This is a genomic window from Pseudoalteromonas sp. SWYJ118 (assembly GCF_015864505.1).
GTDB lineage: Bacteria > Pseudomonadota > Gammaproteobacteria > Enterobacterales > Alteromonadaceae > Pseudoalteromonas > Pseudoalteromonas arctica.
Genome location: NZ_JADYXC010000001.1, coordinates 335,111 through 350,619 on the forward strand (window position 1 = coordinate 335,111; position 15,509 = coordinate 350,619).

13 protein-coding genes and 1 riboswitch are annotated in these 15,509 nt (G+C 38.7%); of the genes, 9 read left to right on the forward strand and 4 right to left on the reverse strand.

The genetic code is table 11. The features are described from left to right. Positions 1-85: 85 nt before the first annotated feature. The 3 genes from I6F48_RS01645 to I6F48_RS01655 all read left to right on the forward strand — a co-directional run bounded on the left by I6F48_RS01645 (position 86) and on the right by I6F48_RS01655 (position 3,669). The gene (locus I6F48_RS01645; protein WP_007377833.1) at positions 86-568 is read left to right on the forward strand and encodes a YajQ family cyclic di-GMP-binding protein; all 483 of its coding nucleotides are present in this window, start codon (positions 86-88) and stop codon (positions 566-568) included. 201 nt (positions 569-769) lie between these two features. Further along, positions 770-1,555 carry an ABC transporter substrate-binding protein gene (locus tag I6F48_RS01650; RefSeq protein WP_197118674.1) on the forward strand — a complete coding sequence of 262 codons (786 nt, stop codon included), beginning with the start codon at positions 770-772 and terminating at the stop codon, positions 1,553-1,555. 63 nt (positions 1,556-1,618) lie between these two features. After that, positions 1,619-1,802: riboswitch (cobalamin riboswitch) on the forward strand. 37 nt (positions 1,803-1,839) lie between these two features. Further along, entirely contained in the window at positions 1,840-3,669 is a 1,830-nt protein-coding gene (locus I6F48_RS01655) for a TonB-dependent receptor domain-containing protein (RefSeq protein ID WP_197118675.1), read from the forward strand. A 90-nt stretch (positions 3,670-3,759) separates the two neighbouring features. Here the strand turns inward: I6F48_RS01655 and msrA are convergent, their stop codons facing one another. The 3 genes from msrA to I6F48_RS01670 form a co-directional block, all read right to left on the reverse strand. Then, positions 3,760-4,296 carry a peptide-methionine (S)-S-oxide reductase MsrA gene (gene msrA, locus I6F48_RS01660; RefSeq protein ID WP_197110885.1) on the reverse strand — a complete coding sequence of 179 codons (537 nt, stop codon included), beginning with the start codon at positions 4,294-4,296 and terminating at the stop codon, positions 3,760-3,762. A gap of 85 nt (positions 4,297-4,381) precedes the next feature. Further along, positions 4,382-7,480: an efflux RND transporter permease subunit gene (locus tag I6F48_RS01665; protein WP_197118676.1), complete on the reverse strand. Its 3,099-nt coding sequence runs from the start codon at positions 7,478-7,480 to the stop codon at positions 4,382-4,384. 3 nt (positions 7,481-7,483) lie between these two features. Then, entirely contained in the window at positions 7,484-8,536 is a 1,053-nt protein-coding gene (locus I6F48_RS01670; protein WP_024590017.1) for an efflux RND transporter periplasmic adaptor subunit, read from the reverse strand. A 246-nt stretch (positions 8,537-8,782) separates the two neighbouring features. On the opposite strand from I6F48_RS01670, the gene I6F48_RS01675 reads away from it, so the two are divergent. The 6 genes from I6F48_RS01675 (at position 8,783) to I6F48_RS01700 (ending at position 14,220) form a co-directional block, all read left to right on the forward strand. Continuing rightward, positions 8,783-9,487, forward strand: coding sequence for a DUF2982 domain-containing protein (locus I6F48_RS01675; RefSeq protein ID WP_166377303.1), 705 nt, complete (start codon positions 8,783-8,785; stop codon positions 9,485-9,487). A 21-nt stretch (positions 9,488-9,508) separates the two neighbouring features. Next, complete coding sequence (locus tag I6F48_RS01680; protein ID WP_197118677.1) at positions 9,509-9,841, forward strand: hypothetical protein; 333 nt, start codon at positions 9,509-9,511, stop codon at positions 9,839-9,841. A 69-nt stretch (positions 9,842-9,910) separates the two neighbouring features. Continuing rightward, positions 9,911-11,560: an Lcl C-terminal domain-containing protein gene (locus I6F48_RS01685; protein WP_197118678.1), complete on the forward strand. Its 1,650-nt coding sequence runs from the start codon at positions 9,911-9,913 to the stop codon at positions 11,558-11,560. 9 nt (positions 11,561-11,569) lie between these two features. After that, positions 11,570-12,088 (forward strand): Lcl C-terminal domain-containing protein, encoded by a 519-nt coding sequence (locus tag I6F48_RS01690; RefSeq protein WP_121954209.1) that lies wholly within the window; start codon positions 11,570-11,572, stop codon positions 12,086-12,088. A gap of 165 nt (positions 12,089-12,253) precedes the next feature. Further along, positions 12,254-13,171 carry an ExeA family protein gene (locus I6F48_RS01695; RefSeq protein WP_024592309.1) on the forward strand — a complete coding sequence of 306 codons (918 nt, stop codon included), beginning with the start codon at positions 12,254-12,256 and terminating at the stop codon, positions 13,169-13,171. An 11-nt stretch (positions 13,172-13,182) separates the two neighbouring features. Beyond that, positions 13,183-14,220: a general secretion pathway protein GspB gene (locus I6F48_RS01700; RefSeq protein ID WP_024592310.1), complete on the forward strand. Its 1,038-nt coding sequence runs from the start codon at positions 13,183-13,185 to the stop codon at positions 14,218-14,220. Positions 14,221-14,273: 53 nt separating this feature from the next. On the opposite strand, the gene I6F48_RS01705 is transcribed toward I6F48_RS01700, so the two are convergent. Then, a complete protein-coding gene (locus I6F48_RS01705; protein WP_007581678.1) occupies positions 14,274-15,467 on the reverse strand; it encodes an HD-GYP domain-containing protein in 1,194 nt (397 codons plus the stop codon). Positions 15,468-15,509 lie beyond the last annotated feature (42 nt).

Below are 15,509 nucleotides of genomic sequence, written 5' to 3' on the forward strand. Positions count from 1 at the left end.
CAAGATGCAGAAAAATGTAAAGATTTATAATTTTAGCGTTATAATTACCACATAAAATTAAGATTAAATAGTTAGGAGCAAACCAATGCCTTCATTTGATATTGTATCTGAAGTAGAAATGAACGAAGCTAAAAACGCAGTTGATAATGCAAATCGTGAGCTAGAGACTCGCTTTGACTTTAGAGGCGTTGATGCATCTATTGAGCTAAATGACAAAACAATTAAGCTTAAAGCTGAAGCAGACTCTCAGGTTATGCAATTATTTGATATTTTAGCTAACAAAATATCTAAGCGTGGTATGGATGTATCAAGCTTAGAGCTTCAAGATATTACCCGTGCAGGTAAAAATGTATTTCGTAACGTTGGCTTAAAGCAGGGTATCGAAAAGGACATGGCTAAAAAAGTAGTTAAAGCCATTAAAGACTCTAAAGTTAAAGTTCAAGCTGCTATCCAAGGCGAAGAAGTACGTGTAACGGGTAAAAAACGTGACGATCTTCAAGAGGCTATGCAAGTAGTGCGCAGTGCTGAGCTAGGTCAACCTTTTCAGTTTAAAAATTTCCGCGATTAATTAATAAATAGTTTTAAATTAAGCATGCTTTAATCTGTTTATACTTACAGACAGATTGAAGCTACTTACTCTTTTTAAATATCTCACTATTATCCCTCTTTGCTGCCTAGATACTCCCGTATGTATTAATCTTCTTTTTGATATTTAAGCTATTATATTTAATCACATGCAATTAAGTACTTCACACTAGAAGGTATTAAAATGAAACTTCATCAATTATTTTTGTTATTTGTTTTGCTTACATTTACCAAACCAAGCTTATCAAAAACAGTTGATATTGATGTACTGGTTGAAGATGGCTACTTTCCCATTATTATTAATGCGCAAAAAAAACAGGGTTTTGCTCCTGAGTTTATTAAGATTTTAAACGGCGCACAGCAGGAGTTTAACTTCGTACTTAAGTCTCTACCTGTAAAAAGGCTTGCTTTGTCAGTTGAAAAAAATAATTTTGATGTTTTATTTTTAATGGCACTGCAATGGATCCCACAATCAGCGCAAGAGAATATTAAAAAAACCGAATTTTATACCATTACCAAAAATGAGCTTTATACGCTTAAAGAAAATACAAATGAGCAAGCTTACTTTGACGACATTACGTCATTAACAAAGGTTGGGGTTCTGGGGTACTCGTATCAATTTGCTGGATTTAATACAGATGCCGAATTTTTAAGTGAGGAACATCAAGTAAGTTTAACCATTGATGAATTCAATGTGGTTAAAATGCTGCTATTAAAGCGCGCGGAAGTAGGCGTTTTAAATAATATTGCTTACCAATATTTTAAAAATCAAAATACTTTTAATATGGATTTACTCTATAAAAGTAACGTACCAGATGCCGTTTATGAAACGCACTTTTTAGTTAACTCTAAATCAAATAAGATCACTAGTAATAAAATGGATGAAATACTAAGCTTACCTACTGCACAAATACAACTTCAGAAGCTACTTAATAAATATGGCGTTCCTTCAAACTATACTAGCCCTTAACTGCATTTTAAAGGTTTTTAGCTGTATAGACGTCCATTGACATTTGTAAACAAAATACTCACAATAGCGACATATTTTCAAGGTGCTTGCTAGCCACTTCATGTAATGATTTTTTTAGCAGGATAATCGGGAAGTTGGTGCGTTTTCATGATGACTACAAGCCCAACACTGCCCCCGCAACGGTAAAGTATTGCATATTTTGATGTGCTTACTGAGTCCGGAGACCGGCCTTGATGCAATCTTACTTACTTAAATCTTTGCGGTGGGCAAAGGTAGGGGACATCATGTTAAACAAAACAACTTTAGGCGTTGCTATTTCTGCTGCGCTTTCATTTTCTGTGTCTGGCGCAGAGCAATCAATTGAAAAAATAACCGTTACAGCTAATAAATTTGAGCAATCAATCAATGACGTTTTAGCAAGTGTAAATGTTATTGAGCGTGCAGAAATAGAAGCAAGCAACGTACGCGATTTACCAACCTTATTAAGCACGCGAGTTGGTTTTCAGGTTAATCCAAACGGTGGTTTTGGCCAAAATACAGGTGTGTCACTTCGTGGTACTGGCTCTGGCGATACGCTAATTTTGATTGACGGTGTACGTACAGGCTCAGCAACACTTGGTCAAAAAGCATTAAATAATGTCCCTTTAAATAGTATTGAACGCATTGAAATTATTAAGGGTTCTCGCGCGGCTGTTTACGGCTCTGATGCACTTGCTGGCGTAATTAACATTATAACGCGTGAATCAGATAACTTATCTGTGAGTGCTACGTTTGGTTCTGATTCTTACCAAAATTATCAAGTGGCAGGCTCTGTAAAATCAGGCGATATAACAACAGCATTTAATGCAGGCTTTGAAAAAACAGATAACTTTGATGCACTGCAAGGCGTAGCACCAGATGAAGATGGCTATGAAAATAAAAACCTTGGTTTTAAAGTAAATTATACTGATGCACACTACGGCGACTTTAAGTTATTAGGTCAATACAGTGAAGGCTATGCAGATTACGACAGTCGCTTTAGTCCAGCCACAAGTACTATGGAAACAGGTGATTTTAAAAACTATCAGCTTTCTGCAGGTTGGAGTAAAAACTACACTAACCAATCGCACAGTATTGATATTGCTATTTCAACAGATGATTCTCACGATACCTCAGCATTTGGTGTAAATGATTTTATAACGAAACGTGTGCAATTTGATTATAACGGTCAATATATATTATCTGAAGAGCTTAATATTAGCGGTGGTGTTAACTGGTACAACGATGATGTATCGCACAGTTCAACGCAGTATGATATGCAAGAGCGTGATGTATTAGCAGTATTTGTTGGGGCTTATTACAATGCTGAAAAAGTGTTAGCTAATTTAACAATTCGCCAAGACGATGATGAACAATTTGGTGATGAAACAACATATACAGCCGCTGCAGGTTATCATTTATCTGAAGACGCCACGTTCCGCATAAGCCAAAGCACTGGTTTTAAAGCACCTACATTTAACGATTTATACTTTCCGGCTTTTCCTGGTTTTCCACCTTCATCTAATCCTGATTTAGAGCCTGAGAAATCATTAAATCAAGAGATTGGGTTAAATGTAGATTTTGATATAGCAAGTATTGACGTTGCTATTTTTAGAAATGATATTGAAGATAAGATATCTTTAGATTCTAACTTCTTTCCTATCAACTTAAATGAAGCACGCTACGAAGGGGTTGAATTTAGCTTATCTCAGCAGTTTTTTGGTTTTGATAGCAACCTTAACTTTGCTTACTTAAGCGCTGAAGACGAAGAAACGGGCGCAGAGTTACGTAATGTTGCTAAACGTACTTTTAACTGGGAACTTGCAAAACAGTTTGGTGCTTTTGATGCAAGCTTAGACATGCAATACCGTAGCGACCGACAAGGTGCTGTGACGCGTTTAGGGTCATACACGCTTTGGAACTTAGCGGGTAATTATCAAGTAAATGAGCATATTGAAGTTTCGCTTCGTGTAGAAAACTTATTTGATAAAGAGTATAACGCTGTTGATTCAAATACTGATTTTACAACGGCTCAAGTGTATTACTACAACACTCCAGAGCGTCGCTTTTTTGCAGGCGCAAGCTACCAGTTTTAACGGTATTTATTAATATTAAAAAGCCCGACTTATGTCGGGCTTTTTAATGTGTAGCTAAGTTTAACTAATCAATTTAACTACTCAAATTAGCTAGCCAGCTAAGAACTCTTTAAAGACGGTTTCAAACTTATGTAATTTAGGTGCTATTAAAATACTACAGTAACCCTGCTGTGGGTTTTCGTTATAGTAATCTTGATGATAATGCTCTGCTGGATAATACGTAGTGGCAGGGCTGACTTCTGTCACAATTGGCTCACTCACATGGCTTTGCAGTTGAGCTATCATTTCATTGGTTTGCTTTAGTTGGGCTTCATCGTGATAGTAAACAACGCTTCTATACTGTGTGCCTATATCGTTACCTTGGCGATTCAATTGTGTTGCATCATGCAAAGTGAAAAACATTGCTAAAAGTGTTTCAAAGCTAACTACAGTAGTATCAAATTCAATTTTAACAACCTCAGCGTGCCCAGTTGTGCCAGAGCATACTGAATTATAGGTTGGGGTGTCGGTTTCGCCACCGGTATAGCCAGAACTCACATCTAATACGCCATTTACACGTCTAAATGCTGCATCTATACACCAAAAACAGCCGCCACCAAATGTTGCTACTTGCGTTGTTGAGCTCATAAGTATTCCTAAAATGTATATGGAGTTTAAAGGCGAGCATAAATTGTATGCGCCGCAACAACAAGGTTACGGCGCAATAAAGAGATTAGATCTCTTCGAAAGGCTTTTCAGCAGCTTGTTTATTCAGCTTTTGTTGTAAAAACTCAGGTGACTGTGTATTTTTCGATAGAGCATAATACGCAGCAGGTACAACAAAAAGAGTCAGCAGGGTAGATACAATAACCCCTGTAAACACAACTACACCAATTACCATACGGCTTTCGGCGCCGGGGCCTGAAGCAAAAACTAAAGGAACAGAGCTCATAACGGTTGTAAGTGAGGTCATTATTATTGGGCGAAGGCGCTGGGTAGCTGCCTGTAGTATTGCTTCACTAAACTCAACGCCTTTATCGCGTAATTGATTAGTAAACTCTACAATCAAAATACCATTTTTAGCGCTTAACCCTATGAGCATAACAATACCTATTTGGCTGTAAATATTTAAGGTAAGTCCTGTAGCCCAAAGCCCGAACATAGCGCCCATTAAACCAAGTGGTACAGTAAGCATAATAACAAACGGGTGCATAAAGCTTTCAAACTGCGCAGCAAGTACTAAAAAAGTAACGGTGAGTGCAAGTATAAATACGTAGGTCATCGCGGATGCGCCTTCGTAATAAAGCTGCGATTCACCTTTGTAATCTACTGCGCCATCTATATCGTTTTCTTGCGCGGCTACTTCGTTTAAAAAGTTAAGCGCTTGCTCAAGTGTATAGCCATCAGCTAAGTTGGCGCTTAATGTAATTGCGCGCATACGGTTGTAACGGTTTAAGCGCGATGCTGTTGCTTCTTCTTTTAAGCTGATAAGGCTATCAAGTGGAACTAGTTCACCGCTTCGTGATTTAAGGTATATATTTGAAATATCAGTAGGATTGGTAAAATCTTCTTTTGTTCCTTTTAAAATCACATCGTATTCTTCACCGCGGTCAATAAAGGTCGTAACACGGCGCTGGCCAAGCATTGTTTCTAGTGTACGGCCTACATCAGATACCGAAACGCCTAAATCGGCAGCTTTGTTTTTATCTATGCTGACTAAAAACTGCGGGAAGGTTTCTTTATAATCATGATCGATTCTTACTAAACCTGGGTTTTGTTCAGCACGCTTAATTATACGGTCACGCCAATCGGCTAGTTGAGCGTAATCATTACCTTGCAGTACAAACTCAATTGGGCGAGATGAGCCACCACCACCAATACCACGGCGCATAATGGCAAATGCACGAACATCGGTAACTTCTTGCATTTTACCGCTTATTTCATCCATTACTTCCCACGTTGAGCGTTTGCGTTTATCCCAATCGGCCATACCCACAATCGCAACACCGCCGCTGCCACCCCAGCCAGGCACTCGAACAAGTACGCGACTTAGCTCACCGGCTTGCGAGTAAGGCATTAAGCGCTCTTCAATTTTAGCCATATTAGCGGCGTTATTTTCGTAACTTGCGCCCTCAGGGCCGCTCATCATAATAAAGAACGTACCACGATCTTCTTTTGGCGTTAGCTCAGAAGGAACTTGTAAAAACAACGAGTAACTAACAAAGCCAGCTAATAATAAGCTCACCATTAAACCCCATTTACGGGTTATGTTGGTGGAGAGTGAATTACGGTAACTTACTTCAATTTTAGTAAATTGGCGGTCCATCCATTGGCTAAATTTATTTGGTTTGTCTGATACTTTAAGTACTTTAGAGCACAAGGCTGGTGCGAGAGTCAGTGCTGTAACACTTGAGAAAAATACGGCAGCACTTACCGCCATAGCAAACTCAGTAAATAATGCACCTATACGGCCATCCATAAATACTAATGGCACAAACACCGATATTAGTACAAGCGTGGTTGCTACTATAGCGAAACCTACTTCACGCGCGCCTCTAAATGCAGCTAGTAACGGCGGCTCACCCAGTTCAATACGGCGGTGAATGTTTTCAAGCATTACAATAGCATCATCTACTACTAAACCAATGGCCAGTACTAAGGCAAGTAAAGTTAGTAAGTTAATTGAGTAGCCCATTGCCAATAAAAACATAAAGCTACCAACAAGTGCGACCGGTACGGTGACCGCAGGAATAAGCGTTGCTCGTATATTGCCTAAAAACAAAAATATAACGAGTACGACTAAACCCATAGAGATGGCAAGTGTGCTGTAAACTTCATTAATAGACTCTTTAATAAATACAGACGAATCGTAGCTGTCTTGAATTGTAGTGCCTTCAGGTAGGTTGCGTTTGATTTTTTCAAGTTCGCTGCGTGCGTTATCTACTACGGTAAGTGTGTTTGCTTTAGCTTGTTTTACAATACCTAAGCCAATCATATTACGCCCGTTACCACGAAATAAGCTTTCGTCATCGGCAGCTTCTAAACGTACATCGGCAACTTCACCTAAACGTACTAAGTAACCTTCATCACCACGTTTAATTACCAGGTTTTTAAAATCGCGCTGATCTTTATAACTACGGGCAGTACGCACGGTAAAGTCACGATCTATAGATTCTATTTCGCCGGCGGGTAGTTCAACGTTTTCTATACGCAGTGTATTTTCAATATCGCTTGAGGTAATGCCACGTGCAGCCATTGCTTGGCGGTTTAGCCAAATTTTCATGGCGTATTGGCGCTCACCACCAATACGTACGTTAGATACACCATCTACTACGGCTAAGCGGTCAACAATAAAACGCTGCGCGTAATCAGAGAGCTGTAACGAGTCCATTGTTTCGCTGTTTAATACAAACCAGGCGATTGGGCTTTCATCACTATTTGATTTAGATACTTCTGGCGGGCGTACCTGATCCGGCAAACTATCAAGTGCACGTGCTACACGTTCGCGTACATCGTTAGATGCTGCATCTATGTCGCGGTTAATATCAAACTCAATGGTAATGTTTGAACGTCCATTACGACTCGATGAGTTAATACTTTTAATACCTTCAATACCTGAAATTCGATTTTCTATTATTTGCGTTATTTTGGTTTCTATAATTTCGGCAGAAGCACCTGTGTATTCAGTGCTGATATTTACAATCGGCGTTTCAATATCCGGGTATTCACGAAGTGGCAGCATAGTAAACGCAACCAGTCCAAAAGTAAGAAGCAGTAAATTAATTACAATGGCAAAAACGGGGCGCTTGACGCTAGTATCTGTAATTTTCACGTATTACCCCTTTACGCTTACTTTACTTCCAGAGCGAATTTTTATTAGCCCCTCAGTAACAATTTGCTCGCCATCAGTTAGGCCCTCGTCGATAGCAACCCAGCCATTATTTCTGCTAGCAACATGCACTTCAATTTTATTAGCTATCCCATCTTGAATTTGAAAAACAAAGTGTTTGTCTTGCAAAGGTATAACCGCTTTTTCTGGCACCATTAAAGCTTGGTTGCTGCTTAGCTCAAGTGCTGTATTTAGTAACATACCAGGGCGAAGTAATCCTGATTTATTGGCAAAACTTGCTGTAACTTCAACACTGCGAGTAACCGAATCAATACGCGAGCTAATATGCGTTACCTTGCCGTTAAATGTTTGTCCTGGGTAGGCATCGTTTTGCGTAAGCACTTTCATGCCCATATTTAATTGTGCTAAATATTTTTCAGGTACTTTAAAGTCAACTTTAATAATACTAATATCATCAAGTGTTGTGATTATTGTTGTATTACTTACGTAAGCACCTATTGATATTTCACGCTTACCTAACAGGCCTGAAAAGGGCGCACTAATAGTCATTTCGTTTAATTTAGTTTTAGCGCTTTCTAGTTGGGCCTCTGTTGCATCAACACGAGATAACTGCTCTTCAAGTAACGACTTTGCCGTTGATTGCGAGCGTGAAAGTTCGGTTAGGCGATCTAACTGACGTTGTTCTTCACGTAAGTTAATGCCAAGCTCTTTAACGGCAAGCTGTTCTTGTTGGCTCTGTAACTGTACTAACTTTTGTCCTTTACTGACTAAGTCGCCGTCTTTAAAATATATATCTGTGACATAATCGTTTTGCGCACTTTTTATATAGATTGCTTGGTTTGCACGCGCGCTACCGATCGCTTCTATCATCACTGCGTTTTCCTGAGAAGTAACAGTATGAGCTGTTACTTGAGTAGACATTTGTGATAAATCGGCTTGTTCGCCGTGGCTAGCGGGTAAATATAAATAAACGCTAAATATTAGTAGTAACGTAATAATAAATGGAAAAAGTGCTTTACCTGACTGTCTTGAGTACATCGTTTTCATACCTGAAAATTAATTATATGTATTGTACGAAATAAGACCGGGAAAAGGCGGTTATGTGTCTCATAAATTTGTGCGTTAAGCGTAAAAGTAAATAAGATTTATTCATTGTTCCTATTTTGTTGAGGAAAAAGCGGTAATGTATGAAATTTAAAACCACTTGTAACTTATGTATAACAACAAGAAAACTCATGATTTGGGCTATTATTATGTTTGTTTTTTATATGATGTTTTACCAACATGGATAAATCTAACAATGTCATTAAGTTTCGGGCACAAGGTGCGCGAAACGCAATTGAGGTGCTTATTGCAGGTGCAATAGGCTTAGTCTTTATTATGTTATTTAATTTACTAAGGCCAGGGGAGATCAGTATCCTTGAAGTTTTTTTAGTGAGTTTGTGCCTTGCTGCTATCTTTATTGGCTTTTTAAAAACCCAAGAGCCATATCATAGCCTTATATTAAGTGAATCTGAGCTCATTTATTGCCATAAGTACGGAGCTTGGTGTATGCCTCACAGTAACTTTCATCACAGTGGTATACCCAAAGTAGAAGATGGCTTTGATTATTTAGAATTAAATGCGGTTGGTGTTAAGGTAAACGACATAGATGACTTTTTAACAAGTATAGCGCCTCGAATTGCCGGAAAGTTATTAATAGAGCAGCGCAACTTATTTATGCAAGTTGTTCAAAAACATTGCAAATATGGTAATTGCCCATCAGAATGGCTAATAGAAGATACACATTATACATCCCATAAAGGGATAAGCTATACTGGGCTTATAGCTATGTTTGCTAACAGGACTAAGCACCTTCAACTGTTAACCGGTTACGATTTATTATTACCAGCCAGTGTGTTAGATAGAGATATTTGGGTATTCAGTGCTAACTTAAATAAGTGGAAGCGCGAACCTAGTCAGTTTATAGCGTCGCAAATTAATAATTAAGCTGCGGCTGTAGGAAAGAAAATGAGCCAAGACAGAGCCTTTTTAAAAAGTGGTCGAAACACCATAATACATAAAGATAAAAAGCATGATTTAGTGATTGTAAACTCTGAAATTCATCCTAAAATTAAAGTGACTCAACATGGCTTAGAGCCATTTAAAGAAGAGTTACCTAAAAACCGCCGTGATGCAAAAGATCGCTATTTAGAAATAGTCTATGTTGGAAGCCCTGATGTATTTGGCGAAGAAAAACAATTACTATTTATTCAAGCTTTAGATGGGCGTGAATACAAAGTAGATTACAGTAAAATCGGTACGAAGTTGTTTGTACGCATTCATCAAGATACATATATGTAGTACTTTAATGGCATCTTTATTGCTAGTAATTACACTATAGTAATTATTTGACATAATAAGGTGCTGCGTATGAAAGCGTTTGCTTTAATCCCCCTCATTTCTTGCGGTTTGCTGAGTGCGTGTGGAGGAGGTGGCGGTGATAGCGATAATACAGTTGTAGAAACATCTGTTAATGCTGGAACCGATTTACAAATTATCGAAAAAACTGAATTTACCATCACAGCACAAGGTTCTCCCGCTGATGGTACGTTTTCATGGCAACAAGTTAGCGGCCCAAGCTTAGAAGGTTTTCCGCTTGAAGGCGCTGAGCAAACATTGACAGCCCCTGACGTAAAAACTGATAGTGAAATAATCTTAAGAGTGAGCTATCAAAGCACGGGTAGTAGCGCTGTTAGTGACGACATTTCTATTTCAGTGAGCTCTAATAATCAACTCCCTCTTGCTGTTGTTACCCAAACATCTCCTGAAACACTTCCTTCTGTATACAAAGATACAGTGACTTTGAGCGCCCTTGAGTCGAGCGATCCTGATGATAATGGCCAAATTGATAGTTATTTGTGGCAACTGCTATCAGGTCCTGACTTAGATATTGCTAGCTTTAATGAGTCAACTCTTAGCTTTTCTCATCCTTTACTAGAAAGTAACGTAAATTTGTCTTGGCAGCTAACAGTCACTGATGATGAAGGCGGTGAGGCGAGTACTCAATATTCAATGACGCTTAATAAAACAAATGAACTAGTGGATGCAAATGCAGGCGCTGATCAAAATGTCGAAGAGTTTGAAGAAGTAACGCTTGATGCAACGAATAGCGAAACTGTCACCGATACCTATCAGTGTAAGTGGCAACAACTTACCGGTAATAGCGAAACATTAAGTAATAGCGACCAATGTACAACGACATTTTTTGCCTCTGATGTAGATACTGAATCCACGTTGAGCTTTGAAGTAACGGTAACCGACTCAAAAGGACGCACCGATACAGATTCTTTATTTGTTGATGTATCACCAAAAGCGCTTGGGCTTATAAACGATAGTGGTGTTGGTGAGTGCTATAACAACACCCAACGCATTAACTGTGAAAGCGATGACTTTCCAGCGCAAGATGCTGAACTTGGACGCGATAGCTATGCAAACCGCTTAGATAAGGTTGGTAAAGGTAATTTAGCGTTTGATTACACTAAACTTAATCAGTTTGCGGATGAAGTTGGTGATAATAGTAGTGACTTTACCTGTATACGCGATAATGTTACTGGACTTGTATGGGAAGTAAAAAGTGAATCCTCAGGAGTATTGCCAAATACAAGCTTGCGTGAGGGGCAAAATCATTACTTTTGGGATTTAGGCAACACTACTTTTACCGATACCAGTACAGCCAATTCAACTTGTCCGGATGATACGAGTTGTGGAGTACAAAGTTATATAAACGAAGTGAATAACTTAGATTTTTGTGGTGGTACAAATTGGCGGTTACCTACTTATACAGAGCTTTTAGGTTTAATTGATTATGGTAAGCAAGGGCAAAGCATATTAATTGATGAGGTGTTTTTCCCCAATATGCCAAGTGAAAGTGCATTAAGCCACTTACGTTATTGGACTTCACAAACCGCAGCCGATGGTACAAGTTTATCGCAAGCGTACATTATTGATATGAGTGATGGTAACGATCTTGCTTATCCAAAAGAAAATACCGCGTATGTTCGTTTAGTTAGAAGCCGTTAGGAGAAAATAATGAGATTTAAATTACTCTATGCACTAGCAACTATAAGCTTGAGCTTTAATATTGCAGCGGCGCAAACGTGCTACGACGGTGCAGATACCACAACGCCGACAGATAGATTTACTATAAATACAGATGGCACAGTGTCTGATACCGAAACAGGTCTTATGTGGCAACGCTGTAGTTATGGGCAAATTTATAATACAGATACAAAACTTTGCGAAGGCTCTACACCTTCTCTTACTTGGCAAGAGGCACTACGCGGTGCTAAAAATGATACAACCGCAGATTACGATGATTGGCAAATGCCTAACATTAAAGAGTTGGCGAGTATTTTAGAGCACAGTTGCACCGAGCCGAGCATTAATGAAGAGGTGTTTTTTGGTACTAAGCTTCAAAACTATTGGTCAAATACATCGGGTGTGAGCACGATGAGCTCTGCATGGGTTTATCAATTTGATAGTGGGTTGAATAGCTTGCATGCCAAAACTAGTAATGTGTATTTACGGTTAGTTCGCTACGAAGAGTAAATTACATATTAAGATTAGACAGATGAAAGTGCAGCCTTAAAACCGCTGCATTTTTTTGTTTTACATAAATTTACGTTATTTCAATAATAAAGCGCTTACAACGTTGTCACTTAGTGCGTTTTTTTGCCATTATAGGCCGTGATTTAATTACGAAGGAACATCACGGTGTATTTAAGCTATTTTGGCCTGAATGAAAAACCTTTTTCAATTTCGCCCAACCCTCATTACTTATTTTTAAGTGAACGACATAAAGAAGCCTTAGCACACCTTACCTACGGATTAGGTGAAGACGGTGGTTTTGTATTATTAACAGGCGAAGTGGGTACTGGTAAAACTACAATTACCCGCAGTATGTTAGAGCAGTTACCTGAAAACACGCAAGTAGCGATGATCCATAACCCAGCACTATCAGAGCTGGAGTTATTGGCTAGTATTTGTGATGAGCTCAACATTAGTTACGATGCTAATAATGCGACGCTTAAAAGTCTTACCGATATTATAAAAAAGCACTTAGAGACCAATAATAAATCGGGTGGGCACACCATACTTATAATTGATGAAGCGCAGTTACTTGCCCCTAATGTGCTTGAACAATTACGCTTGCTGACAAATATAGAAACCGATCATAAAAAATTATTACAAATAGTATTGGTTGGTCAACCTGAGCTACAAGAGCTTTTAAAGCGCAATGAATTAAGGCAACTCGCCCAGAGAATAACAGCTCGTTACCATTTATTACCACTTACGCAAGGCCAAACAGTTGCTTACATAAAGCATCGGTTACATGTTGCAGGATGTGATAAAGGAATTTTTTCGATGGATGCCATGCAAGCTGTTCATCAATTAACTGGTGGTGTGCCACGATTAATGAACTTGGTATGTGAGCGAGCTTTGGTAGGCACTTTTGCAAAGCAGCAGTTGATAGTTGATAGCGATATAATAAAAAAATCAGCACATGAGTCATTACCCATGGATTTTGTAGCGCCAGTTAATGAGGCCAACAAAGCAACGTCATTTGTACCATATAGCCTTGCATTCGTTGCTTTATTTGCCGTAGGCATTGGGCTTTCATTTATTTTATAGTTAGGTAAGTTATGTCTTATTTATTAGATGCGCTAAAGCAGTCGCAGCAATCAGATATGAGTGCTGAGCAATACGACTTACAATCAGAGCAGTTAAAGCAACAGCAAGCACTAAAGCGTTATAGACGATTAGCGTTAGTATTTGGTACAAGCTTAGCTGCTTTTATTGCTGTAGCTGGTGGGTTTACTACTGGTAAGTGGTTTCAAGGTACTACTTTATTAAACACATCGGAACCCGCTGTAATTAAGGTGGTTGAAAGCGAAAAATCGTCACCTAAAGAACAAGTTAAAGAAGTAGATGCCGCAGTTGAAAAGCAGCAAATAGCTAAGTTAGAACCCGCTAAAATAGCTCCAAATAATACTGCAACGATTGAAGGGCAACTTGTACATGTGCAAACACCTAATGGTGTACAGCAAATGTTATTAACGCCTAATGGGCAATATATTCCTATGCCATCGAGTCCGGTCACGAGCGCAATGGGTTATAATCAGCAGAACGTGCAACAAGTAATGCCAGTTCAAAATTATAATCAGCCAGTATTTAATCCACAAAATAATTACAATCCAAATAATACACAGAACGCTTCGGTATTTGGGCAAAGTCAAAATACAGCATCAGCTCAACTAGATATGAGTAAATATAAAGTACTAGGTAAGCCAATTAATGGTAACAACCAATCTCAACAGATGAGCGATCCTGAGCTTGATGAGGTGCCTACAACACTTAAAAATGCGTTTGCGCAAGCTATACAAGACGTCGAAAAAAATCAGGATTATGAAGTTACCCATGCATCAAAAACGTCATCACGTGTTGAGCCTGTAGAATTACTACCAGATGGTTTGCAATCAATGTTGCCTAGTATTAAATATCAAGCGCATATTTATTCATCGAGTGCTGACAAACGTTGGATCAAGCTAAATGGCCGAGAGTTACATGAAGGAGAGAGCATAGGCGCTTTAACTGTAAGAGAGATTACACCTGAGCAAAGTGTACTTGATTTTGATGGTTATGAGTTTAGCTTAAAGGCTTTGCAAGACTGGCCGCAGTAAACGTTTAGCTATTATATTGAGAGCTCGGTAGAATGTTGAGCTCTCAATATTGCTTAGGGTAATATTGAGTTTTTATAAAAGCGTTCTAAATCAATATTATATTCTTTAGGTTTCACCGCTGATTCAAGGGTGTCTAAGGTTTTTTTATTAGATAAATCGATATCTTTTATCTCTGTATAGCGACTATGTTTGGCGCTGTAAAATGTTTTAACGATAGGCTTTAGTGGTGTACTGGGGTTACTCTCGGTCACTAAACCCACTTTTTGACTCGATAATCTAACGAGCGTTCCTACCGGATGAATACCAATACATTGAATAAACTTATTAAGCAGCACGGGATCGAAGCTATCTGGGCATCCGTCTTTTAGTATTTTAAAGGCTTTTATTGGCTCCATGCCTGCTTTGTAAACACGTTCTGCGGTAAGTGCATCATACACATCTACAATTGATGCCATACGTACGTACTGACTTATTTCGTCGCCCTTTTTACCAAACGGGTAGCCTTTACCATCAAGCCTTTCATGATGCATACCTGCAATATCAACCGCGATACCCGTTAAGCCAGACTCTTCTAATATTTCTTTACTGAAAAGCGAGTGCATTTTCATTATTTTAAATTCATCATCGGTAAAGCGGCCCGGCTTATTGAGTATTTCATCAGGGATTTTTATCTTACCAATGTCGTGTAAAAGTGCGCCGGTAGTCAGTTCAACAATAATGTTTTTTTCTATACCTAAATGTTTAGCGAAAATCCCCATTAATATCGATACATTAATAGAGTGCTCAAGTAGGTAAGCATCTTTTTGGCGCATTTGGGTAAGGCAGGCTAGGGCATCTTGGTTTCTAAAAACAGAGTCCATAAAGCCACTTGCCAGCTCTTTGAATGGTGCAATATCTATATCGCGGCCTGCTTTAATATCTTTAAATGCTTTTATTTGCAGTGTTTTAGCTTCGTCATACAGTTTTTTTGCCTTTCCCATTTCTTGTTCGGCACTGTGTGTTTTTTGCCAAGGGTCACGCTTTATTTTTGTTGCAGGTACAGCAATAGGAGCTTTTTCAGGGACTGATTCAATGAGGGTTTTATCAGGGTCGATTTCTACTTCTAAAATACCTGCTTTTATTAGGTTATTAATACCAGCCTGAGTTTTAACCCAGCCTTGATTTTTAATTTTAATACTGCCAGTTTGTCTAGTAACGCTTTGCACAAACATACCAGGCAGTAACTGACCAACAGGAATTATTTTCAAATTTATTACTTCTATTATTAATCTTTCATTAAGCTAACAAAT